Origin of the sequence: Streptomyces sp. AA4 (genome assembly GCF_000158875.1) — a bacterium.
Classification (GTDB): domain Bacteria; phylum Actinomycetota; class Actinomycetes; order Mycobacteriales; family Pseudonocardiaceae; genus Amycolatopsis.
In genome coordinates, this window is the sequence record NZ_GG657746.1 from 3,967,948 (window position 1) to 3,990,554 (window position 22,607).

Below are 22,607 nucleotides of genomic sequence, written 5' to 3' on the forward strand. Positions count from 1 at the left end.
GCTCCGGTCGTTCGCCGGGTTCGCGGCTCGGTGCCGCTGCCCGGATTCCGGGCTCGCCGCTCCCGCTGGCGGTCGAGCAGGGTCACATCCGTCGCGGGAGAATACGGGTTAGAGTCTGTAACCATGCCGAAGGTCATCGATCACGACCAGCGACGACGGGAGATCGTCGAGGTCGCCAAAAAGCTGATCATCGAGGGCGGGTTCGAGGCTGCCACGATGCGCAGCATCGTGACCGCGGCCGGGTTCGCCAACGGCGCCCTCAAACATTATTTCCCCAGCAAGGACAGCATTATCGCGGCCACGTTCGAGAGCGTGCTGCAGGAGACTTCGCAGCGGATGTCGGAATTGGATCCTTCGCTGGGCCCGGTGGAGTCGCTGCGGGGTTTTGTCGAGGCGGCTATTCCGTTCGACGAGCATCAGATCGCTTCGGCTCGGGTGTTGCTGGTGCTGTGGGAGCATTCCGTGGCCAATCCGGATTTGGCTCGGCGGTATCGGGAATTGCTCGACAGCTGGCGGGCGGAGTTGACGGTGCGGATCGCTGCTGCTCGGGGGAAGGGGGAGGGGACTGATGCGGCGGTGATCGGGGTGTTGGCGGATGAGATTATCGCGGTTTCCATTGGGGCTAATGTTACTAGTTTGATGCATCCGGTGGGGAAGGTTGCCGGGCGTTATCGGGCTTATATTGACGGGTTGATAGCTCGGATTGGGGATTGAGTCGTCGTTTGTTTCGACTCGTCGCCCTGGGGGGCGACATTGCCGTCGTTTTTGGTTGCGTGGGGCACCCCGAATTTTGATTGTGCTGACGGTTCGGGGGTGCTTGTCAAGGCGGGAAAGATGCCTTGACAAGCACCCCCGAACCGCAGGGCGGCTTTGTATCGGGGTTGGGGGAGGGGTGGGTGCCCCCGGTGTTTGGGTGCACTGGCTGCGGTTTTTTCGCGGCTTCCGGGTTTGCTGCGTGGGGGTTCGCGGCGTGCGGATGGTGCCCCACCGTGGCGTTGGGCGCGCCGGCTGCGGCGGATGACTAGTGCGGCGCGGTGCGGGGATTAGCGACGGGTTCGAGGCGGGCGGTTAGCGCCCCAATGTGGCATTGGGTGCATGCGACGCCCCCAATGTGGCATTGGGTGCGTGGGATGCACCCAATGTGGCGTTCGGTGCATGCGACGCAACCAATGTGGCGTTCGGTGCGTCGGACGCACCCAATGTGGCATTGGGGCGCATTCGGGGCGGCGGCCGAGTCGGGGGTGGGCCGTGAGGGGAACCCTGAGGGGAACCCTGAGGGACTCTGAGTTCGTGAAGGACTCCTTCCGGGAATCAGATTCCCTCAAGGAGTCCCTCACGGAGGTCTGGACCGGGTCCGGGTTTGTGTCTACGCTTGGAGAATGACTTCCGCGTTTCCGGTCACTCGCACGCTTTCCGGTCGGGCCGTCACTGGGCCTCCGGTGGTGCTGATTCATGGGTTCGCTTCTTCGGCGACGTCTGATTGGCCCGCGGAGTACTGGGCCGATCCGCTGGCGGCCGCGGGGCGCGAGACGATTGTGGTGCATTTGCCGGGGCATCCTGGCGGGCCTAAGGTCGCGCACCCCTGCGAGGCCACGGCGACGCGGGTCGTGGACGCGCTGGCGGAATGTGCTGGCGCGGAGGAAGTCGACGTCGTCGGGTATTCGCTCGGGGCTCGGCTTGCGTGGGATCTCGCGGCGCATCCCAAGGTGTCGGTGCGGCGGTTGGTGCTCGGCGGGTTGAGTCCGCAGGAACCGTTCGCGGCGGTGGATCTCGGGGCCGCCCGGCAGGCTGTTCGAGGGGGACCGTCGCCGGACGATCCGTTGACCGGTGCGATCACCGCCATGGCGGCGGCGGGCGACGCGGAGTCGCTGCTGAATCTCGTCGAGGGGCTGGCCAGCGAGCCGTTCGATCCGGGGGCGGGCGTTCCGCGGGTGCCGACGTTGTTTCTCGCGGGGCGGCAGGACTTCATGGCGCACGGGATCGAGCAGCTGGTAGCCCGGGTTCCGGGCGCGCGGTTCCAGCAGGTCGCGGGGGATCACCGGGGTGCGTTGGTCGGGGTCGAGCTGCGCGAGGCGGTGTTCGGCTTCCTCGGGGTCGCGGACCGCTGACGGGCCGAAATGGCCTCCTCGGCGCAGTCGTGCCAGCCTGGAGCGCATGACGACACCGGCGCAGCTCCGCAGAACCGCCCTGTCCTATCCGGAGACGGCCGAGCTTGCCGTTGACGGTACGGTCGTGTTCACGGTGCAGGGCAAGGAATTCGCCGCCCTGCGACCGGATCGTCAGGTCGTGCTCCGGATGACTGCGTCCGATGTGGACGAAATGCGCGCGCAACACCCGAGCGCGCGGCGGGTGGCGCGGGCGGGGGTGCGGTTCCCGATCGAGGACCTCAACGGGCAGCAGCTCAACTACTGGGTGCGCCGAGCGTGGCTAGCCCGCGCACCGAAACGTCTGGCGGCTCCAGTAGCTGCGGCCGGGACTGCGGTGGCGGGCGAAGTGGGCGACTTGCCCAAGGCGATCGGCAGTCCGGCGACTCGGGCATTGCACGGGGCGGGGATCACGACGCTCGCGCAGACCGCTGAATGGACCGACGCCGAGTTGCTGGCCTTGCACGGCGTTGGCCCGAAGGCGGTGCGGATGCTTCGCGAGGCGCAGGCCTGAACTCCGTCAGCGGCGCAGGCGTGCGGCCGCGGCCAGGAGAGGCGTGCCGAGAGCGGTGGCAACGGCTCCGAGTGAGGTGTCAGTGGCGAGGATTCACCGGACCGTCTTCATCGCCAACGTCAGGACCCCGCTCCCATGTTGGCGCACCCGGCTTCGAACTGTGCGACGGCGTCGCCCAGGGCGGTGATTCGGCTTGCGGGCCAGATCGGCGGCCCGGGTGGAGGCGGCGTTGAAGCGGAACGCGGCGACGCTCTGTGGGTCGGCGTTGGCGGTGACCTCCAGGGTGCGCTCGGCCCAGCGTCGGCGGCGGAAGGTGTCCAGCAGGACCGTCTGCAGGTCGGCTCACGCTCGGCGCGTGAGCCGTGGGCCGGAATCGCGGGCATCCTGGCCACGTTCGACGCCGAGCTGACCGACGTCCGGCCGAACTCCGGGAGGATTGCCGACGGGTGGCCGAGCGGTGGGCCAAGTCAGGACTGCGGTGAATCCGCCCCGGTAGGCGCGGGATCCGGCGGGTCGCCCTCGAAGCCGTTGGCCCAGTAGCGGCCGCGCAGTGAAAGGTTCTGCAGCATCCCGGTGGCCTCTTCGGCCGACATCGGCGCGGGCTCCGTTTCCAGCCACCACCGCAGCACGGCGAGCTGTTCCCCGACCCACGCCCTCGCCAGCACGCCGAGGTCGATGCGCGGTTTGACGTCGTGGTGGTCCGCCCGGGACTGGAACACCGAGCACACCGCGTCGATGCGCGCGTCGGTGAATTGCCGCAGCGCTCGGCCATCGCCCTCGCCGCGCAGGATGAGCAGGTAGAGATCCCGGTTTTCGCGGGCGTGCCGGAACAGCTCGAGCGCCGGTTTGCCGGTGAACCCGACTGAGGACGCCGGGACCAGCGGGCGCAGGCGTTCGTCCAGTTCCTCCTGGAGTTCGGTGACCACGTGTCGCAGCAGGGCGTCCTTGTCCGGGTAGTGGCTGTAGAACGTCGCGCGGCCCAGGTCGGCCCGTTCGGTGATGTCTTCCACCGTCACGTTGGCGTATCCGCGTTCGAGCACCAGCGACACCAGCGCGTCGCGGAGCAGGCCGCGGGTGCGGCGGGTCCGTCGGTCAGTGGTCGGCAAAGGGCCCCCTTCGGTCGGTGCCGGCCCGAGTGTAGCGAACTGTTGACACCGCGACCGTTAATAGACACAGTGTTCAGCATTGGTCAGTCTGACGGAGAACAGGGAGTCGGCGTGAACCTGGGCAGCTATGTCACCCGTGCCAGCACGTTCTGGCCCGAGCAGCCGGCGCTGGTGTGCGGCGAGCGGCGGTGGTCCTACCGCGAACTGGAGGAGCGGACGAACCGGCTGGCGTCCGCGCTCCTCGCGTCCGGCGTCGAGCCCGGGCAGGCGGTGGCCACGTTCTCCGGCAACAGCGCGGAGCTGGTGGAGACCGAGATCGCTTGCTACAAGGGCGGTTTCCTGCGGGTGCCGATCAGCGCGCGGCTGTCCGCGGGCGAGGTCGAGCACATCCTGGCGGACGCGGACGTGCGGGTGCTGCTCGTCGACGCCGAGCACGCCGAAGCGGCGCAGAAAGCGGCCACGGGGACGTCGTGTTCCCTGATCGACTACGACGGCCGCACGCCGGATGTCCGGTCTTACGCCGAGGTGCTGGCAGCGGGGTCGGCGGAGCCGGTCGCGGTCGAGGTGGGCGCGGAGGATCCCTCGGTCCTGCACTTCACGTCCGGGTCCACCGGGAAGCTCAAGGCCGCGGTGCAGACGACCGGGAACCGGCTGGCGAACATGCGCAAGCGGCTGATGAGCCCGGAAGGGGCACCCGCCGTCGAGGAACGGTATCTGGCCGCGGGTCCGATCACGCACGCGACCGGAATGGGTTTGCTGGCGGCGTTTTCCCGCGGGGCGACCGCGGTGGTGCTGCCGCGGTTCACCGCCGAGGAATTCCTGCGGACGGTCGAGAAAGAACGGATCACCTCGACGTTCCTGGTGCCGGTAATGCTGAATATGGTGCTGTCCCACCCCGGCCTCGGCGACTTCGACCTGTCTTCGCTGACCTGCCTTCGGGTGGGCGGCGCACCGGTGTCGCCGCAGCGGTTGCGCGACGCGGTCGCGGCGTTCGGTCCGGTGGTGATGCAGGGGTACGGCCAGGGCGAGACCACCAGCGGTGTCACAGTGTTGACCTGCGACGACGTCGTGCGCGGCATCGAGGAGGACCCGGAGCTGCTGTCGTCGGCCGGGCGGCCGCTGTTCGACTCCGAGGTTCGCGTGGTCGACGACGAAGGACGGCCAGTGGCTGCCGGGGAACTCGGCGAGGTGGTGGTGCGCGGACCGGACTGCGTGACGGAGTACTGGCACGAGCCGGAGCTGTCCGCGGAGACGTTCCGCGACGGCTGGGTGTACACCGGCGACATCGGTTACCTGCGCGCCGACGGCTATCTGTTCATTGTGGACCGCAAGAAGGACCTGATCATCTCCGGCGGCTACAACATTTACTGCACCGAAGTGGAATCCGTGCTCTACGAGCATCCCGCCGTGTCGGAGGCGTGCGTGGTGGGCGTGCCCGACGAGCAGTGGGGCGAAGCGGTGAAGGCGGTCGTCGTCCGCCGGTCCGAGGTCACCGCCGAGGAACTGATCGAGTTCTGCGCGGAACGGTTGGCGCGCATCAAGAAACCGCGTTCGGTGGATTTCGCCGGCGAACTCCCGGTGAACCGCAACGGCAAGATCGACCGGCGCGCGGTGCGGGACCGGTATTGGGCGGGCGAAGCCCGGAAAGTCCACTGAGGAGGCCCGGCATGTCCTTCACCCTCACCCCGGCTTACGACCACAACCCGCGGCTGGCGGACCTGGTCGGCCGGTTGCGCGAATACCTGTCCGGCGAACTCGCCGACTACGAGGCCGCGCTCGGGCTGACCCCGGAGACCCCGCTGACCCGGGCCGTGATCGAACCGGTCTGGAAACGCTGCCGGGAGCTGGGTTTCTACGGGGTCCACCTGCCCAGCGAGTACGGCGGCCTCGACCTGACGTACACCGAACTGGCCGCGCTCAAGGAGGAAGTCGGCGCGTCCGGTCGGATCCTGTACCACTGCGTGCTCGGCGACCTGGGCGGCCCGCTGCGCGCCGGCGCGATCTTCTCGACGGCCACCGACGAACAGCGCGAACGGTACCTGCTGCCGGTCGTCCGCGGAGAACGCGCGTGCTGCTTCTCGCTCACCGAAACCAATGCCGGGTCGGACGTGCGGGCGATGCGCACCGTGGCGACCCCGGACGGCGACGGCTGGCGGATCAGCGGGCGCAAGGTGTTCTCCTCGGCCGGCCCGATCGCCGATTTCTCCGTGCTGGTCGCCCGGATGGCGGGGGAGGGCGAGAGCTACTCGGCCTTCCTGGTCGACCTGGACTCCCCGGGCTGCACCGTCGCCGACGGCGAGGTTCCGATGTCCGGCCAGCACATCGAGTCCGACATCATCCTCGACGACTGCTACGTCGGCCCGCAGCAACTGCTCGGCCGCGTCGGCGACGGGCTGCGCATCGGGCTCGGCCGGGTCACCACCAACCGGCTGCTGCACTGCCCGACGGTGCTCGGCCACGCCCGGCGCGCGCTCGAACTCACCATCGAATTCGCCCGCACCCGCCAGGTGTTCGGCGGCCCGCTGGCGGCGCTGCAGTCGATCCAGCACAAGATCGCCGACATGGCCGCCTCCTACTACGCGTCCCGCGCCATGACGTACGACGCACTGTCCGAATTGGACTCCGGAAGCACCCCGAGCACGGAGGCGTTCATGTGCAAGCTGTTCGTCGCGGAGAACGCCTTCCGCATCGCGGACGAGGCGGTGCAGATCCACGGCAAAGCCGGGCTCGTGCGCGGGGCCGAGGTGGAATGGCTGTTCCGCCGCCTGCGGATGTTCCGCGTGCTGACCGGATCGTCGGAAATCCAGAAGAACGGCATCGCCAAAGCCCTGCTCCAGTCCGGAGCGCAGCGGTGAAGCCCGTCGGGACCCGGCCGCGCTCGGCCGCGCCGACCGACGGCGCCGCGGGGAGCGGCTGGCTGCGCCGCTGGTCCGTGGTGGCCATGCTGCTGCTGTTCATGCTGATCAACTACGGCGACAAGGCCGTCCTCGGGCTCGCCGCGCGCCCGATCATGCACGAGTTCGGGCTGAGCCCGTCGCAGTACGGCCTGCTGTCCAGCGCGTTCTTCTTCCTCTTCAGCGTGTGCGCGCTGGCGGTCGGCTTCGCGTCGAGCCGGATCTCGACGCGGTGGATCCTGCTGGTGCTCGCGCTGGTCTGGGCGGTGACGCAGGTGTCGGTGGTCGCGGCGAGCGGGGTCGGGCTGCTCCTGCTCAGCCGGATCGTGCTCGGCGCCGCCGAAGGGCCCGCGCAGCCGATGGCGCTGCACGCCGCCTACAGCTGGTTTCCCAACGCCAAGCGCAACATCCCGAGCGCGCTGATCGTCGGCGGCGGCGCGCTGGGCGGGGCGATCGCGACCCCGCTGCTCACCCTGGCGATCGTGCACTTCGGGTGGCGGGCCGCGTTCCTGGCCATGTTCCTCGTGGGCTGCGTCTGGTGCGTGCTGTGGCTGGTGATCGGCCGCGACGGTCCGGTCGACCTGGCCCCGGCCGGCGCGGCTCCCGTTCCGGCCAGCCGCGTTCCGTACCGGCGGATCCTGCTCTCCGGAACGTGGCTCGGCGGGTTCACGGGCGCGTTCGGCGCGTACTGGACGTCCACGCTGATGGTCGCGTGGCTGCCGTCCTACCTCGAAATGGCGCTCGGCTACAGCGCCGGCGAGGCGGCCGCGATCACGACGATCCCGTGGGTGGCCGGGCTGGTCCTGACCTTCGCCCACGGCGCGCTCACCCAATGGCTGCTGCACCTCGGCGTGCCCAGCCGGATCGCCCGCGGCATCCTCGGCGGCTGTGTGCTGATCCTGGCGGGCTTGGCGATGGTGCTGCTGCCGACCGTGACCCAGCCCGCGCTGCGGATCGTCCTGATCGCCGTGGCGTTCAGCTTCCACGGCGTCACCTTCGCCAACGGCCAGACGGTCAACAGCGAGATCAGCCCGCCCGCGCAGCGAGGTGCGGTGCTGTCGGTCAGCGTCGCGCTGGTCACCGTCGCCGGGCTGCTCGCGCCGTATCTCACCGGTCGGCTCGTGGAGGCCGCGGACGGACCGGCCGCCGGTTTCGCCACCGCCTTCGCGATTCCCGGAGTCCTGATGATGGCCGGCGGGGTGGCCGCGCTCTTCTTCGTCCGTCCGGAACGCGACGCCCGGCGCATCGCGGCACTCGCTGTAGTCAAGGAGAAACCGTGACCACTCCGTACACAGTGGACAATGCTTATTGGAGCCGCGGCTACGTCGACCCGGCGTTCGTCCGCTTCGGCATGACGCGCGCCCGGGAAACCGGCCCGACCCGGCGGGTCTGGCGGGGCGCGGGCCTGCGCTGGGACCTGCCGGAGGATCCCCGCGACCTGGACCACCTGCTGGTCGACGCGCGGGGTGCGGCCATGAAACTGACCGAGTTCCTGGCCAGTGCCGAAACTGACGCGATCCTGGTCGCTCATCGGGGAAAGATCGTGTACGAGCGGTACTTCCACGGCATGCGGCCACACGACGTGCACCTGTCCGCGTCGGTCGCGAAGTCGTGGACCGGACTGCTCGCCGCGCTCCTCATCGACGAAGGCATGCTCGATGCTGACCGCCCGTTGGCTCATTACGCACCGGAACTCGGCGGCACTGCGTTCGGCGACGCCTCGATTCACCACCTGCTGCACATGGGCACGGTGATGAACTACGGCGGGCGTCCGTTCTATAAACCTCTTGAAGCGCAACGGTATTTCGCCGCGGTCGGCATCGTGCCCCGTCCCGCTGGCTATACCGGACCGACCAGCGTCAAGGAGCATCTGGCCACCGCGCAGGCCGTCGCGCCGCCGGGCACTGAATTCCGCTACGACAACGGAAACACCGAAGCTGTCGCGGAAGCCCTTCGTCGCGTCACCGGCGTGAGCCTCGCCGAACTGTGGAGCGAAAGGGTCTGGGCCCGGCTGGGAGCGGACGAGGACGGTGCGTACTGCCTGGATTCCACCGGGACCGAGATCGCCTGCGGCCGCTACAGCGCGACCCTGCGGGATCTTGCCCGGGTGGGGGAGATGCTGCGTCGCGGCGGGACGGTCGGCGACCGGCAGATCGTGCCGGAACGCGTCGTCGCCGATCTGGCCAACGTGCCGCCCGGACCCGCGCGGCGCGCCTTGCCGACCGGCGCGGTCCGGCCGATCGGGTACCACAATTTCTGGTGGGTTCCTGACGACGGCCACGGCACGTTCGGCGCGCGAGGCATCCACGGGCAGCGGCTGCAGGTCAGTCCGGGGCGGGCACTGGTGATCGCCCACTACGGCTCGCATGTGATGTCGCCGTCGGTTCCCGTGCCGCCCCTGGAAGCGGTGTTCGCGCAGATCGGCGACCACCTGGCCGGGTAGCGCGACCGGGCGGGACCGACCGTTCTCTCTGCTAGCGTTGCCGTTGTGGTGCAGAAGATCCAGGTGTCCGAGGCGCGGTCGCGGCTGCTCGCGACCGCGACCCGGATCTTCTACGCCGAAGGCCTCCACTCGGTCGGGATCGACCGGCTCGTGGCGGAGGCCAAGGTCACGCGGGCCACGCTGTACCGGCATTTCCCGGGCAAGGAAGACCTCGTCGTCGCGTATCTGCAGGGCGTGTCCGAGATGGAACGCGACGGCATCGGCAAGATCCTCGACGGCAACCCTCCCGCGGTCGACGCTTTGCGGGCCATCGCCGGGCAGATCGCGGAGAGCATCCAGTCGGCGCACTTCCGCGGCTGCGCTTTCCTGAACGCGGCGGCGGAATACCCGGACCCCGCGCATCCCGTGCACCAAGCCGTCCTCGCGCACCGCGAGTGGTTCCTCCGCACCGTCACGGAGGTGCTCGCGCGGATCGGTTCGGCCGCACCGGAGCCCGCGGCCCGGCATTTCGTAATGCTGCGCGACGGTGCGATGGCCGCGGGCTGCTTGACGGATTCGGCCGAGGTCGGAGAGACGTTCCTCCAGGGTGTCGACGGTCTCCTGCGGCACCGCGTGCCTCCTGCCCCGTAAGACTTCGGAAAGACCGTCCGGCATTGACGCTGCCCGGGCGGGCCGACAGGCTCAGTGGGAGACAGAACGTTCGTTCTACCTGAGTCCTCGGAAGGATCCTCGTGACCATCGTTGACAAGCCCGCCGCCAGTGCGGCCCCGTTGCGCCGACTGTATTTCGCGCGGTTCGCCTTCGCCCTCGTCTGGGCTGCGCTGCTGTTCCTCACGACCAAGTCGCAGCTCGGCCCGCTCGGGGTGGTCCTGGTTGTCGGGTACCCGCTGTTCGACGTCGCGGCCGCGGTCGTGGACGCCCGCTCGACCCGGGCCGTGGGGCTGTACGTGAACATCGCGATCAGCCTGCTGGCGGGGATCGGCCTGGCGGTCGCCAGCGCGTCCGGCGTCCCGGCGGTGCTGCGGGTGTGGGGTGCTTGGGCCGTCGCAGCCGGTCTGGTGCAGCTGAGCGTGGCGGTCGGGCGGCGCGAGATGGGCGGCCAGTGGCCGATGATCCTCAGCGGCGGCATCTCCGTGCTGGCCGGGGTGAACTTCGTCCTCAGCGCCGGCGCGCCCGCCCCGTCGCTGGCCGCGGTGGCCGGGTACGCGGTGCTGGGCGGGATCTTCTTCCTGGTCTCGGCGCTGCGGCTGGGGCGCACTCCCGTTGCGCGGGGGATTAAAGACTCCGGCAGCGCGGACGTCCGCCCGCGGTGACTGCGGGTCGTGCCGGATTAGCGTCGCGGGCGGGACCTCGAGCACGAGGGAATTCAGTGCGAATCCTGGCGCTCGACCCTCGTTCGTCCGGTTTGGAGGCAGCGGTCGGACTGGCGGGCCCCTTGGCGACCATGACCGCAGTGGGCACCAGGTCCGCACTGGCTCCGGTGGTCCCCGCGTTGTGCGGAGCTGGCAGGTCAGCCGGAAGTCCACTGTGGACCGCGCGATTCCGGTGCGCCGGGCCGGCTCGGAGGATGGATACGGGGCCGACGGCGGCACCTGCTCGTCCCGCGACGCCGAAACCCCGGTTTGCCCCGGGCCGGTCTTTGCGGCATCTTTACGCGTGGTGTGCCGGGAAGTCTGGTCGGCCTGCCCGTGCCCGGCCGGGCGGCGGGCGGTCCGTTCGACCCCGGGGAGTCCGAGGATGCTGGTGCGGGCGTCAGGCGTGCGGAAAGAAATCGCGAGGTCCGGCGGAGCCGCCCGGCGCGCCGTAGCCTGGGGGCATGCGCGCAGCGGACCTGGCCGAGGAGTTCCCGGTCGTCGACCTCGATGCGGACGCGCTGGCGGCCGCGCGCCTGCTGGCCGAGCACCGGCTGCCCGGGCTGGTGGTGACGGAAGCGTCCGGATGCCCGCACACGGTGCTGCCCGCCTCCGACGTCGTCCAGTTCCTGGTGCCGCCGTACGTGCGCGACGATCCGTCGCTGGCCGGGGTGCTCAGCGAATCGATGGCGGACCGCGTCGCGGACAAGCTGGGCGGGCGGACGGTGCGCGAATTGCTGCCCGACGAACCGCGCGAGCTGCCCAGGGTGGACGCCGACGACACGATCGTGGAGGTCGCCGCGACGATGGCCCGGCTGCGGTGCCCGCTCGTCGCCGTCATGCGGGACCGGACGCTGCTCGGCGTGGTTTCCGCGTCGCGGCTGCTGGAGCACGCGCTGACGCCTCGCTGACCCGGGCGGTCCGCCGGTGAGCACGATCATCGCGGTGGTCGTCTTCGTGGTGGCCTACGTGCTCATCGCGACCGAGAAGATCCCGAAGATGACCGCCGCGCTCGCCGGGGCGGGCGTCGTGCTCGCGACCGGGGTGAGCGGCTCGGCCGACGCGTTCTTCTCCGAGGACACCGGCGTCGACTGGAACGTGCTGTTCCTGCTGCTCGGCATGATGATCATCGTCGGGATCCTGCGCCGCACCGGCGTGTTCGAATTCGTCGCGATCTGGGCGGCCAAACGCGCCAAGGGGTCGCCGCTGCGGATCATGCTGCTGCTGGTGCTGATCACCGCGGTCGCGTCGGCGTTCCTGGACAACGTGACCACGGTGCTGCTCATCGCCCCGGTGACGCTGCTCGTGTGCGACCGGCTCGACATCAGCCCGGTCCCGTTCCTGATCGCCGAGGTACTCGCGTCCAACATCGGCGGCACCGCAACGCTGATCGGCGACCCGCCCAACATCATCATCGGCAGCCGCGCCGGGCTGGCGTTCAACGACTTCCTGCTCAACCTCGCGCCGATCGTCGCGCTCGAGCTCGTCGTGCTGGGGCTGGTGCTGCCGTGGCTGTTCCGCGGCTCGTTCACTGTCGACCCGCAACGGGTCGCCGACGTCATGGCGCTCAACGAACGCGAAGCGATCCGGCAGCCGAAGCTGCTGATCAAGTCCGGCGCCGTGCTGCTGCTCGTGTTCGCCGGGTTCGTGCTGCATTCGGTGGTGCACCTGGACCCGTCGGTGGTCGCGCTGCTCGGCGCGGGCCTGCTGGTGCTGCTCTCGGGCACGCTGCCCAAGCAGTACCTGGCCGGCGTCGAATGGGAAACCCTGCTGTTCTTCGCCGGCCTGTTCATCATGATCGGGGCGCTGGTCAAAACCGGCGTGATCGACTGGCTGGCCAAGCTCTCCGCCGGAGCCACCGGCGGGAACGCGCTGCTGGCGGTCTTCCTGATCCTCGGAGTGTCCGCGCTGCTGTCCGGCGTGATCGACAACATCCCTTACGTGGCGACGATGAGCCCGCTCGTGCTCGCGCTCACCCACGACATCCCCGACCCCGCGCATTCGGACGCGCTGTGGTGGTCGCTGGCGCTCGGCGCGGACTTCGGCGGCAACATGACGGCTGTCGGGGCCAGTGCGAACGTGGTGGTGCTGGGGCTCGCCGCGCGGGCCGGGGCGCCGATTTCGTTCTGGGAGTTCACCAAGAAGGGCGCGGTCGTCACGCTGATCACCGTGCTCGTCGCCGCGCCGTACCTGTGGCTGCGCTACTTCGTGTTCTGACCAACCCCGCACGCGAAACGGACGAAAACCCGGATAACGCCGGGGAAATCGCCGCCGTCCGGCCGGTGTGAGCGATCCCGCAACCATGGCCGTACGCAATTGTTGCATACTGCATCAATGTCGTCGGGCGAGAATGCGGGAAAACGCGGGCTGGTGGTACCGGTGCGCCAGCCGGTGGGCCGGTGGGTGCGGGAGAGCCGGGCCGGGCTGGTCGGGCTCGCGGTGCTGATCGGGGCGGGCGCGGGGCTGGGCGCGGTGGTGTTCCGGTGGCTGATCACGTCGTTCACGCACGTGTTCTCCGGACACGCGGACTACTCGGACGCCGGGCGGGCGGCGCATTCCTGGTTCCCTGAGCTGGGGCCGTGGTTCCTGCTGCTGGCCCCGGTGCTGGCGGGCCTGGTCTACGGGCCGCTGGTGCACCGGTTCGCCCCCGAGGCGCGCGGGCACGGGGTGCCGGAGGTGATGTACGCGGTCGCCGAGCGCGGCGGCCGGATTCCGGTGCAGGTGAGCGTGGTGAAGGCGCTGGCGTCCGCGTTGACGATCGGCTCCGGCGGTTCGGTGGGCCGGGAGGGGCCGATCGTGCAGATCGGGTCCGCGCTGGGCTCGGCGCTGGGCCGGGCGGCGCGGTTGCCCGAGTCGCGGCTGCGGGTGCTGGTGGCGTGCGGCGCGGCGGGCGGGATCGCGGCGACGTTCAACGCGCCTCTGGCCGGTCCGTTCTTCGCGATGGAACTGATCCTGCGCGATTTCGCCGCGGAATCGTTCGGGGCGGTCGTGCTCGCGAGCGTGACGGCGAGCGTCGTCGGCCGCGCGGTGCTGGGCAACGCGCCGTTCCTGGACCTGCCGCCGTTCACGCTGCGGAATCCGGTGGAGTACCTGCTGTTCGTGGTGCTGGGCCTGGTCGTCGGCGCGTGCGGGGTGCTGTTCACCCGGGTGCTGTACTGGATCGAGGACCTGTGCGACCGGCTGTGGCGCGGTCCGGAATGGCTGCGCCCGGCCGTCGGCGGCGTCTTCCTCGGCGGGCTGCTGCTGGCGCTGCCGCAGATGTACGGGGTGGGTTATCCCGTGCTGCAGAACGCGGTCGAGGGCAAGTACGTCCTCGGTTTCCTGCTGGTGCTCATGCTCGGGAAGATCGTGGCGACCAGCCTGACGATCGGGATCGGCGGCTCGGGCGGGGTGTTCGCGCCGTCGCTGTTCATCGGCGCGATGGCCGGGACCGCGTTCGGGATCGCGGTGCACACGTGGTTCCCGTCGGTGACCGCGTCGCCGGGCGTGTACGGGCTGATCGGCATGGGCGCGGCATTCGCGGGCTCGGCGCGGGCCCCGATCACGGCGGTGATCGTGCTGTTCGAACTCACCGGCCAGTACACGGTGATCCTGCCGATGCTGACCGCGATCGTGATCGCGACCGCGGTGAGCCGCACGCTCAGCCGCGACACGATCTACACGCTCAAACTCCGCCGCCGCGGCATCGATCTGGACAAGCACCCGTCCGCGCGGCGGCTGGCGGACACGAAAGTCTCCGCGGTCACCGAACCGCTGCCGGAGCCGCTGCGCGAGGACCTGCCGCTGGAACTGGCCGCGCACGCGCTCGCGCTGTCCGGCCACGGAATCCTGCCGGTCATCGACGAACAAGGCCGGTACCAGGGCTGTGCCACGGCTCGCGCGGTCGCCGAAGCAGTGGCCGAGGACAACGCGGGACGGGTGGGAGACCTCGCCGAGCTGCCGCCGCTGGTCACGAGCGATTCGACGCTGGCGGATGCGCTCGACGCGCTCGCTCAGGCGCCGGGAACCGGGCTTCCGGTGCTGACCGGGACTGACGAGCTGACCGGGTGGATCACGCACCAGTCGGTGCTGAGCGCGCTGGAACCCGCCGTAGCCGGCCGCTGAACGGCGATCACCCGCGCGCCTCGGGAAGTTCGACGACGAACCGCGCCCCGCCGCCCGGCCGTCCCTCCGCCCATACCCGGCCGTGGTGGCGGTGCACGTGGTCCGCGACGATCGCCAGTCCCAGCCCGGTTCCCGAATCAGGATCCCGCCGTCCGGCGTGCACGCCTCGGGAGAACCGCTCGAAGATCCGTTCGCGGAGTTCGGCGGGCACCCCCTCGCCGGCGTCGTCCACCTCCAGCCGGACCACGCCGTTGCACGCGTGCGCGGCCACGCGGACCGCGCCGCCGCCGTAGCGGGCCGCGTTGTCGAGCAGGTTCGCCAGGACCCGGTCGAGGCGGCGCCGGTCCGCGGCGACCAGCAGCTGCCCTGCGGCGAGGTCCAGCGTCGGGCGTGGCGCGGGGCTGCTCGCGACGCCGCTGCGGACCAGCGTTCCGAGGTCGACCAGTTCGCGGTCGTCGCCGTTGTCCGCCTGGTCGACGGCCGAGATCTCCAGCAGGTCGAGCACCATGCCGCGGAACCGGTGCAGTTCGGCCAAAAGGAGCTGCAGTGCTTTCTGCGCGGGCGCGGGCATGGCGTCGCGGCGGCGGTCGAGCACCTCCGCGACGGTCGTCATCGTGGTGAGCGGCGAGCGCAGTTCGTGGCTGACGTCGGCGGCGAACCGGGCGTCGCGGCGGACCCGTTGTTCCAGCGCGTCGGCGGTGGCGTTGAAGGTCGCGGCGAGGGGAGCGAGATCTGGTCCGGCTTGTTCGGGCAGCCGGGCGCGCAGGTCGCCGCGCGCGATCCGGGCGGCGGTTTCGGTGAACGCGGCAAGCGGGCGGAGTGCGCGCCGGGCCGCCCACGCGCCGAGGGCGACGCCGAACAGGCCGCACGTCACGGTGCCCGCGACGAGGATCATGCGCAGGTCGCGGAAGGTCCGTTCGAGCCCGAGCAGCGGATGGAGCTCGACGTAGTAACCCTTCGCCTTGGCGAGCGGCTGCGCGACCGCGAGGACCGGGACCCCGCCGGCGGTGAACCGCTCGTGCGCGGGCGCGCCGGGGCGGGCGCGGGAAAGCAGGCCGCGCGGGAGGTGCTCGGGACCGATCGGACGCCCAGCGGTGTGCCAGCCCCCGGGCAGGGACACGAGGATTGTCGAATTCGGCCCGCCGGTGAGGCCGGACAGCAGTTCGCCGAGCCCGTCGGTCCGGTCGCGGACCTCGTTGTCGACCAGCCGCGCGTTGATCCGGGAATGCCGGTCGGCGCTCTGCTGGCGCTGGTTGAGCAGGTACCCGGTGGCGAGGTGCCAGGTCGCCGCGGACAGCGCGCTGACCACGACCAGCAGGCCGAGCCCGAACGCCGCGGAAACCCGGCAGCGCAAGGAAAGCCGGGACACCGGCGCCGGGCTCACGGCCGGGGCTCGGCGCGGTAGCCGATTCCCCGGACAGTCAGCACGAGACGCGGGCAATCGGGATCCGGTTCGACTTTGCGCCGCAATCGCCGGATGTGGACGTCGAGCAGCCGCGTGCCGCCGAAGTAGTCGCGCCCCCAGATCCGGTGCAGCAACTGCTCGCGCGTGACGACCTCGCCCTCGGCCGCGGCCAGTTCGGCCAGCAGCCGGAATTCGGTACGGGTAAGGAGAATCTGGACGCCGTGGCGGGAAACCGTCTCGTCGTGCGTGCTCAGCAGCAGATCGCCGACCTGGAGACAACACCTGCGCACCGGCGCGGCGCGGCGCAGCAGCGCGCGGATCCGAGCCGCCAGCTCGCCGGCGACGAGCGGCTTGGTCACGTAGTCGTCGGCCCCGGCTTCCAGCCCGGCGATCACGTCCTGGCTGTCGGCGCGGGCGGTGATGATGATGACCGGCAGATCGCCGCGCACCCGCAGCTCGTGGCAGACGCTGAGGCCGTCCATGCCGGGCAGCATCAGATCGAGCAGGACGACGTCCACGCTCACCGATTCGAGCATCGCCAGCGCGTCCTCGCCGGACGCGGCCTGCGTCACCGCGCAGCCCTGGTCAGCGAGAGCGAGGGAAAGCGCTTCGCTGATCAACGCGTCGTCCTCGACCAGCAAGACTCGCACCGTCATCGGGTCGCCCCTCCGCCGCGGAACATGCTTTAGAAATTGTTCCCTATCGCGGCAAGGGCTGGGCGGGTGCGGATTCCTTTGCCAGGAAGGGCCGTTGGCGGGATTTCGGTGGCCTGGACCAGTGCGGCCTGCTGGTGGGTGCGCGGCCCAGCCCGGACCGCGCACCCACCGCCTCACGGCAGCTGCCGCACCAAGTAATCCCACACCGCCCGCACCGCGCGGGGATGGTAAATATGCTCCCGCTTCGCGTGCGATTCCTCCGGCGGGGACCAGCTGGGCCACCCGCCGAACGACTGGGTGCGCAGCTGCTGCTCGCACGCCCGCTCCAGCACGACCGCCGCGACAGTCGCGCTCTCCACGGAATCGCCGACCGCGACGATTCCGTGGTTCACCAGGAATACCGCCCGCGCATTGCCGAGTTCCGCCGCCAGTGCTTTGCCCAATTCGGGAGTCAGGATCAAATCCGCGGTCTCGGTGTAACGAGGCACTTCCGGCGGCACGAACAGGTTCGCGGCATGGCTCACCGGCCGCAGCTCCTGGCCGGTCGCCGCCAAGGCAACGGCGTGCGGCGCGTGAGTGTGCACCACCGCGTTCACGTCCGGCCGGGCGGCGACGACCTCGGTGTGGATCGGGTATTCGCTGTGCCGCGGGCCGGTGCCGGAGACGACCTCGCCCTCGGCGTTGACCAGGTGCACGCGCTCCGGCGTGACCTCCTCCATGCCCCATTCCGCGGATTTGATCCACACGCCCCGTCCGTCGGCGTCGCGGCAGGAGACGTGGCCCCAGATGAGGTCGCCTTGTCCGGCGGCGGCCAGGATCCGGGACGACAGCGCGACAAGTTCCTGTTGCGTGCTCATCGGTGCACCAGCCCGCCGTTGACGCTGAGGGTCTGGCCGGTCAGGTAACCCGCGTCGTCGCTGAGCAGGAACGCGGCCAAACCGGTCATGTCGTCGGCTCCGGCGGGGCGGTGCAGCGATTGGGCGCGCAGCATGGCCTCGCGTTGTTCCGGGGTGACGGTTTCTCTCGCGACTTCGGTGTAAACCGGGCCCGGCGACAGCGTGTTGACCCGGATGCCGAACTCGCCGAGTTCGCGCGCCATCGAGAACGTCATGCCGTGCACGCCGCCCTTGCTGGCCACGTAATGCAGGTAGCCGGGGCGGCCGAGTTGCACCGCGTCGGAGCCGATGTTGACGACGCTCGCCGACGGCGACGCCTGCAGCAGCGGGAGCAGCGCCGACACGAGCAGCCACGGGCCGCGGAGGTTGACCGCCATCAGCCGGTCCCACTCCTCGTCGGTGATCTCCCAGAACGGCTTCATCTTGATGGTGGAGAAGATCGCGGCGTTGTTGATCAGACCGTCGACTCGGCCGTGCGCCTCGGTGAGCTGGGCGGCGAACTCCGTACAGCTGCTGCGGCTGGACACGTCGAGTGCGTACGCGCTGGCTTTGCCGGGGCCGTCGAAAGAAGCGGCGGTGGCCTGGACGCCATCGAGGTTCAGGTCGGCGAGCACGACGGTCGCGCCTTCCGAGACCAGGCGGCGGGCGTACGCCGCGCCGATGCCTTGGGCCGCACCGGTCACGACGACGACCTTTCCGGCGAGTCCGTTGAGAGTCATGTCAGGCTCCAGCTTCGGTAGGAGGGTTCGCCGTCCGGCACGATCTCGGTGGACAGCAGCGTCCGGCAGCCTGGGCAGAACGCTTGGCGCAGCAGCACTTTCCGGTCGACGAACGCGGCGGGATCGGCGTGGACGCCCGGTCCGGCTTCGGTCGAGGGGCGTTCGTGGCGCAGTGCGTGCGCCATCGGTTCGGCGGTGGTGTCGCCGATCCGCGTCGCGCAGTGGCGGCAGACGACCGCGCCGGTCCCGTCGTCCACGCGGAGGTTGAGGTCGAGGTTCACTGGTGCGCTCCTTCCGGCGGGGTGAGCCCGGCGCGCTCGTAGCGCAGCCGGTCGCGGCGGGCCGCGGTGGCCGCGAGGTCCGGTTCGCCGTCGGAAAGCACGACGCCGTAGACGTCCGCCGCCGCGAGAGCGGACACCTTGCCGTTGCGGACATCGGCGGCGACGCGTTCGGGTTCGCGATGCAGCGGGTCGCCGATTCCGCCGCCGCCCTGCCAATGGGTGAAGTAGACGTCCGCTTCGGCGAGATGGGTTTCCAGGTGCGGCGGAAGGGTGTCCGCGCGGCCGCTCAGGTCCTCGATCGTCTGCGGGATCCGGCCGTTCGCGAGCTGGTCGCGCACGGTGGTGTCGCGGACGAGGACGTCCCATTGCGTGGCCGCGGGATAGCCGCCCGAAATGCCGGGTGCCTGCGGCACCGCCTTTCCGTTGGCGGAGACGACGAGGTGCACGCTGCGCGTGGGGGAGTCGTAGGGGATGAAGCAGCTCGACGCGCCGACGCCGCCGCGCCACCGGCCGGGTCCGCCGGAATCGACCTCCTCGCGCCGCCACAGGTAGAGCATCGGGAAGCTGAACTCGTTGATCTCGATGTCGGCGATGCGGCCCATCGGAATGCAGTTCTCGCCGCCGGTGTCGACGCCGTCGCCGTCCACCTTCGCGCCGAGGCCGCCGGACATCGCGTCGCACAGCATCGTGGCGAAACCGCCGCCGCGCTGGTCGACCCCGGCCAGCAGGGTCAGATCCCAGGTCCCGCAGCACACGCTCATCGCCGACCGGCTCAGCTCGGCGTGCGTGCTCAGCATCTGCGCGACGGTTTCGGAGACCGCGTTCTGCGTGGACCAGGCCGAGTTGACCGACGCTTTCCCGATGCCGGCGGGGAAGGTGCAGTTGTTGATCGTCCCGGGCTCGCTGACGATCTCCACGCACCGGTAGATCCCGCCCGGCGACCACGAGATGTCCGGGCACAGCATGGTCAGCAGGATCGGCAGGATCCCGCCGCGCAGCCCGGCGAGGGTGCAGTTGATGATCCCGTCGACCTGCGGGTCGGTGCCGGTGAAATCGAACGTCAGCGTGTCGTCCTGTTTGGACATCGCGACCACGATCTTGTGGATGTCCCGGTCGCCCGCCCGCGCGCCGTCCTGGTGCGCGACGGCCGACCACGTTCCGTCCGGCAGCGCGCGCAGTTTGGCGCGCAGCTGGGATTCCGCGTCGCCCATCATCTTCTTCATCACGGCCTTGACGGTGTCCGGGCCGTACTTGTCGATGAGCGCGGTCAGCCGGTCCTGCGCGACGTTGTTCGCGCCGATCTTGGCGCGCAGGTCCAGCCCGACCAGCCGCGGCACGCGGGACCGGCGCAGGTACATGTCCTCCAGGTCCGAGCGCAGCGTGCCGCCTTCGACGATCTTCACCGGCGGGATCGGCAGCGCCTCCCAGAACACGTCGTGCCCCTCGACCGACCAGCTGCCCGGCGACACGCCGCCGAGGTCGACCTGGTGCGCGACCGCACCGGTCCAGCAGAACAGCTGGCCGTCGTAGAACAGCGGCGCGAGGACGGTGACGTCGTTCTGGTGCAGGCCGCCGCCGATCCACGGGTCGTTCAGGAGGAACTGGTCGCCCGGCGCGATTCCCGGGTTCTCGGCGCGGTGCTCCAGCGTCCAGCGCACGGCCATGTCCAAAGCGGACCCGAGCTGCATGTTGTACAGCCCGACCTGGACGGTTTCGCCGGTCTCGTCCATGATGCCCGCGCCGAAGTCGTTGCAGTCGGTCACGACGACCGAGCCGGACATGCGCTTGATCGCGTCGCCCATGTCGTCGGTGATGGCGACCAGCCGGTGCCGGACCACCTCGTAGGTCAGCGCGTCGACCGCCTCGGAACCGACGCGGTGCAGTTTGAGGTCGCCGAAGCGGGCGTCCGGGTCGAGGGGAGCGCCGGACTGGACGAATCGCTCGGATCCGGCGACGGGGATGACAGCCATCAGGAGAGTTCCTTCCGCTCAGGGAAACGGAGCACGAGGTTGCCCAGGCGGTCCACAGTGGCCTGGGTGCCCGGCGGCAGGGCGACGGTGGTGGTCGGTGCTTCGACCACGGCCGGGCCTTCGATCTCGTGGCCCGCACCAAGGGCGCGGTAGTCGTAGATCGCGGCGGGCTGGCGGCCGGTCCGCACGTCGAGCAGCACCTCTCGCTCGCCGCTCGCGGCGGGCCTGCCGGGCAGCGTGCCGTGCTCGGGCAGCTCCGGCTGGATCTGCAGGATGCCAGTCGCGCGGACGCGGTAGGTGATCAGCTGCAGTCCGGCGTCGGGGAAGCCGGATCCCTTGCCGTACAACGCTTCGTAGCTCGCCTCGAAGTCGCGGCCGAGCTGGTCCACCGACTCTGCGGTCAGCTCGCCGCCGGGCACGGGAGTCGCGACCTCCGCGAGCTGCATCGTGTAGCGGATGTCGGCTTCGCGCTCGTAGCTGATCGCGGAGAAGGTCAAGCCCTGCTCGGCCAACCGGCGCTCGAGTTCGCGTTCCAATCCGGCGAAAACCTCGTTCGCGGTCTTCGCGGGTACCGGCATCGCGACCGGCTGCGACTGTTCGGCCGTCAGCACGATGTCCGACGCGGCCAGGCCGTAGGCGGAGAACACCGCAGCGGTGGAGCCGAGCGGGACCACGACCTCCTTGACTCCGAGGTCGGCCGAGTAGCTCGCGCAGTGCATCGGGCCCGCGCCGCCGAACGCGTACAGGGTGAAGTCCCGGGGGTCCTGGCCGGAGTTGACCACGACCTTGCGGACGAGGTCGGCGGTCTGGGCGTTCTGGATCGCGTAGATCGCCGCGGCCGCGTCCTCGACGGACATGCCGAGCGGGGTCGCGACCACCTTGCCGATGGCGTCCCGGGACAGCTGGACGTCGAGTTTCTTGCGTCCGCCCAGGAAATTGTCCGGGTTGATGATGCCGAGGACGAGGTCGGCGTCGGTGACCGTCGGCTCCCAGCCGCCCTCGCCGTAGCACGCCGGTCCGGGACGAGCGCCGGCGCTGCGCGGCCCGACGCGGAGGTTGCCGCCCGGGTCGACCCAGGCGATCGCGCCGCCGCCGGCCCCGATCGTGTGCACGTCGACCATCGGCGTGCTGATCGTGTACTGGTTGAGGATCGTGCTCGTGGTGGTCACCGGTTTGCCGTCGACGACCAGCCCGACCAGGAACGTCGTGCCGCCCATGTCGGTCGAGATCACCTTGTCGTGGCCCAGCGACGCGGCCATCCGCGTGCAGCCGACGACGCCGCCGGTCAGTACCGAACCGATGGTGCTGATCGCGTGCGCCGGAGCGTCCGCGGCGGTGACGCAGCCGCCGGAACCCTGCATCACCAGCAGCGCGCCGGTCAGCCCGCGCTCCCGCAGTTCGGCTTCGAGCGGCCGCAGGTAACTGCCCAGCCGCGGGCCGACCTGCGTGTTCATGATCGTCGTGACGTTGCGCGGGTACTCCCGGATGCGCGGGCTGACCTCGCTGGACAGCGCCACGTACACCTCCGGAGCCTCCTCTTGGACGATCTCGCGCACCCGCTGTTCGTGCGCGGGATTGCGGAACGACCAGAGGAACGACACCGCGATCGCCTCCGCGCCGTCGGCGAGCAGGTCGCGTACGGCGGTCCGGACGCCGTCCTCGTCGAGCGGGACGACGACGCGGCCTTGGTAGTCCACGCGTTCGTCGATCTCGCGGATCCGGTGCCGGGGCACCAAGGACGCGGGCTTCGCCGTGCGGGCCATGTGCTGGATGTCGTCGCTGCCCAGGCCGGCGTAGCGGCCTTCGAGATTCATGATGCTGATCGAGTCGGCGTGCCCGCGGGTGGTGAGGAAACCGACCTGCGCGACGTCGCCGGTGACCAGGGCGTTGAGCGTCGAGGTGGTGCCGTGCACGAGATAGTCGGTGTTCGCGAGCAGTTCGCGGACCGGGATGCCGAGTTCCGCGGCGAGCTCGTCGATCGCGGTGAGGAACCCGGTCGCGAAATCCGGGGGAGTGGACGGGGTTTTGGCCGCGGCGAGCCGGTTCTGCTGGTCGGCGACGAACGCGTCGGTGAACGTTCCGCCGGTGTCGATGCCGATGACGTACGCCATTGAGGGCCCCTT

General features: G+C 70.1%; 20 protein-coding genes. 12 read left to right on the top strand and 8 right to left on the bottom strand.

Annotated features, from left to right (window positions below):
* Positions 1-123 precede the first annotated feature (123 nt).
* The 3 genes from SSMG_RS18290 to SSMG_RS46975 all read left to right on the top strand — a co-directional run bounded on the left by SSMG_RS18290 (position 124) and on the right by SSMG_RS46975 (position 2,658).
* Positions 124-714, top strand: a complete 591-nt coding sequence (locus SSMG_RS18290) for a TetR/AcrR family transcriptional regulator (protein ID WP_037714096.1) — start codon at positions 124-126, stop codon at positions 712-714.
* Between the two features lie 665 nt (positions 715-1,379).
* Positions 1,380-2,108 carry an alpha/beta fold hydrolase gene (locus tag SSMG_RS18295; protein WP_009078269.1) on the top strand — a complete coding sequence of 243 codons (729 nt, stop codon included), beginning with the start codon at positions 1,380-1,382 and terminating at the stop codon, positions 2,106-2,108.
* Between the two features lie 46 nt (positions 2,109-2,154).
* Positions 2,155-2,658, top strand: a complete 504-nt coding sequence (locus tag SSMG_RS46975; RefSeq protein WP_009078270.1) for a hypothetical protein — start codon at positions 2,155-2,157, stop codon at positions 2,656-2,658.
* Positions 2,659-3,125: 467 nt separating this feature from the next.
* Here SSMG_RS46975 and SSMG_RS18305 read toward each other — a convergent pair whose 3' ends face one another.
* Positions 3,126-3,764: a TetR/AcrR family transcriptional regulator gene (locus SSMG_RS18305; protein ID WP_009078271.1), complete on the bottom strand. Its 639-nt coding sequence runs from the start codon at positions 3,762-3,764 to the stop codon at positions 3,126-3,128.
* Positions 3,765-3,875: 111 nt separating this feature from the next.
* Here SSMG_RS18305 and SSMG_RS18310 point away from each other — a divergent pair, with 111 nt between their 5' ends.
* The 9 genes from SSMG_RS18310 to SSMG_RS18350 all read left to right on the top strand — a co-directional run bounded on the left by SSMG_RS18310 (position 3,876) and on the right by SSMG_RS18350 (position 14,557).
* Positions 3,876-5,420: an AMP-binding protein gene (locus SSMG_RS18310; RefSeq protein WP_009078272.1), complete on the top strand. Its 1,545-nt coding sequence runs from the start codon at positions 3,876-3,878 to the stop codon at positions 5,418-5,420.
* Between the two features lie 11 nt (positions 5,421-5,431).
* Positions 5,432-6,619 (top strand): acyl-CoA dehydrogenase family protein, encoded by a 1,188-nt coding sequence (locus tag SSMG_RS18315; protein ID WP_009078273.1) that lies wholly within the window; start codon positions 5,432-5,434, stop codon positions 6,617-6,619.
* A complete protein-coding gene (locus SSMG_RS18320) occupies positions 6,616-7,938 on the top strand; it encodes an MFS transporter (protein WP_009078274.1) in 1,323 nt (440 codons plus the stop codon). The genes SSMG_RS18315 and SSMG_RS18320 overlap by 4 nt, the downstream gene beginning before the upstream one ends.
* On the top strand, positions 7,935-9,101 hold the full coding sequence (locus SSMG_RS18325) for a serine hydrolase (RefSeq protein WP_009078275.1): 1,167 nt from the start codon (positions 7,935-7,937) through the stop codon (positions 9,099-9,101). The genes SSMG_RS18320 and SSMG_RS18325 overlap by 4 nt, the downstream gene beginning before the upstream one ends.
* A 45-nt stretch (positions 9,102-9,146) precedes the next feature.
* Entirely contained in the window at positions 9,147-9,731 is a 585-nt protein-coding gene (locus SSMG_RS18330) for a TetR/AcrR family transcriptional regulator (protein WP_009078277.1), read from the top strand.
* A gap of 101 nt (positions 9,732-9,832) precedes the next feature.
* Complete coding sequence (locus tag SSMG_RS18335) at positions 9,833-10,414, top strand: membrane protein (RefSeq protein ID WP_009078279.1); 582 nt, start codon at positions 9,833-9,835, stop codon at positions 10,412-10,414.
* Positions 10,415-10,917: 503 nt separating this feature from the next.
* Positions 10,918-11,364 (top strand): CBS domain-containing protein, encoded by a 447-nt coding sequence (locus tag SSMG_RS18340; protein ID WP_009078280.1) that lies wholly within the window; start codon positions 10,918-10,920, stop codon positions 11,362-11,364.
* 16 nt (positions 11,365-11,380) lie between these two features.
* Complete coding sequence (locus tag SSMG_RS18345; RefSeq protein WP_009078282.1) at positions 11,381-12,670, top strand: ArsB/NhaD family transporter; 1,290 nt, start codon at positions 11,381-11,383, stop codon at positions 12,668-12,670.
* A 117-nt stretch (positions 12,671-12,787) separates the two neighbouring features.
* Complete coding sequence (locus SSMG_RS18350) at positions 12,788-14,557, top strand: chloride channel protein (RefSeq protein ID WP_009078284.1); 1,770 nt, start codon at positions 12,788-12,790, stop codon at positions 14,555-14,557.
* Between the two features lie 7 nt (positions 14,558-14,564).
* Here the strand turns inward: SSMG_RS18350 and SSMG_RS18355 are convergent, their stop codons facing one another.
* The 7 genes from SSMG_RS18355 to SSMG_RS18385 form a co-directional block, all read right to left on the bottom strand.
* Positions 14,565-15,926, bottom strand: a complete 1,362-nt coding sequence (locus SSMG_RS18355; protein WP_063632032.1) for a cell wall metabolism sensor histidine kinase WalK — start codon at positions 15,924-15,926, stop codon at positions 14,565-14,567.
* An 11-nt stretch (positions 15,927-15,937) separates the two neighbouring features.
* Positions 15,938-16,618 (bottom strand): response regulator transcription factor, encoded by a 681-nt coding sequence (locus tag SSMG_RS18360; protein ID WP_009078288.1) that lies wholly within the window; start codon positions 16,616-16,618, stop codon positions 15,938-15,940.
* A 173-nt stretch (positions 16,619-16,791) separates the two neighbouring features.
* The gene (locus tag SSMG_RS18365; RefSeq protein ID WP_009078290.1) at positions 16,792-17,475 is read right to left on the bottom strand and encodes a class II aldolase/adducin family protein; all 684 of its coding nucleotides are present in this window, start codon (positions 17,473-17,475) and stop codon (positions 16,792-16,794) included.
* The gene (locus SSMG_RS18370) at positions 17,472-18,233 is read right to left on the bottom strand and encodes an SDR family NAD(P)-dependent oxidoreductase (RefSeq protein WP_009078292.1); all 762 of its coding nucleotides are present in this window, start codon (positions 18,231-18,233) and stop codon (positions 17,472-17,474) included. The genes SSMG_RS18365 and SSMG_RS18370 overlap by 4 nt, the downstream gene beginning before the upstream one ends.
* Positions 18,230-18,514 carry an acetone carboxylase subunit gamma gene (locus SSMG_RS46195; RefSeq protein ID WP_037714099.1) on the bottom strand — a complete coding sequence of 95 codons (285 nt, stop codon included), beginning with the start codon at positions 18,512-18,514 and terminating at the stop codon, positions 18,230-18,232. The genes SSMG_RS18370 and SSMG_RS46195 overlap by 4 nt, the downstream gene beginning before the upstream one ends.
* Positions 18,511-20,484 carry a hydantoinase B/oxoprolinase family protein gene (locus tag SSMG_RS18380; RefSeq protein WP_009078293.1) on the bottom strand — a complete coding sequence of 658 codons (1,974 nt, stop codon included), beginning with the start codon at positions 20,482-20,484 and terminating at the stop codon, positions 18,511-18,513. Before SSMG_RS18380 ends, SSMG_RS46195 begins: the two co-directional genes overlap by 4 nt.
* On the bottom strand, positions 20,484-22,595 hold the full coding sequence (locus SSMG_RS18385) for a hydantoinase/oxoprolinase family protein (protein ID WP_009078295.1): 2,112 nt from the start codon (positions 22,593-22,595) through the stop codon (positions 20,484-20,486). Before SSMG_RS18385 ends, SSMG_RS18380 begins: the two co-directional genes overlap by 1 nt.
* Positions 22,596-22,607 lie beyond the last annotated feature (12 nt).

Coding starts and splice junctions, on each gene's coding strand:
- SSMG_RS18290 (WP_037714096.1), top strand. CDS start 124: ATGCCGAAGGTCATCGATCACGACCAGCGACGACGGGAGATCGTCGAG.
- SSMG_RS18295 (WP_009078269.1), top strand. CDS start 1,380: ATGACTTCCGCGTTTCCGGTCACTCGCACGCTTTCCGGTCGGGCCGTC.
- SSMG_RS46975 (WP_009078270.1), top strand. CDS start 2,155: ATGACGACACCGGCGCAGCTCCGCAGAACCGCCCTGTCCTATCCGGAG.
- SSMG_RS18315 (WP_009078273.1), top strand. CDS start 5,432: ATGTCCTTCACCCTCACCCCGGCTTACGACCACAACCCGCGGCTGGCG.
- SSMG_RS18340 (WP_009078280.1), top strand. CDS start 10,918: ATGCGCGCAGCGGACCTGGCCGAGGAGTTCCCGGTCGTCGACCTCGAT.
- SSMG_RS18350 (WP_009078284.1), top strand. CDS start 12,788: ATGTCGTCGGGCGAGAATGCGGGAAAACGCGGGCTGGTGGTACCGGTG.
- SSMG_RS18360 (WP_009078288.1), bottom strand. CDS start 16,618: ATGACGGTGCGAGTCTTGCTGGTCGAGGACGACGCGTTGATCAGCGAA.
- SSMG_RS18365 (WP_009078290.1), bottom strand. CDS start 17,475: ATGAGCACGCAACAGGAACTTGTCGCGCTGTCGTCCCGGATCCTGGCC.
- SSMG_RS18370 (WP_009078292.1), bottom strand. CDS start 18,233: ATGACTCTCAACGGACTCGCCGGAAAGGTCGTCGTCGTGACCGGTGCG.
- SSMG_RS18380 (WP_009078293.1), bottom strand. CDS start 20,484: ATGGCTGTCATCCCCGTCGCCGGATCCGAGCGATTCGTCCAGTCCGGC.
- SSMG_RS18385 (WP_009078295.1), bottom strand. CDS start 22,595: ATGGCGTACGTCATCGGCATCGACACCGGCGGAACGTTCACCGACGCG.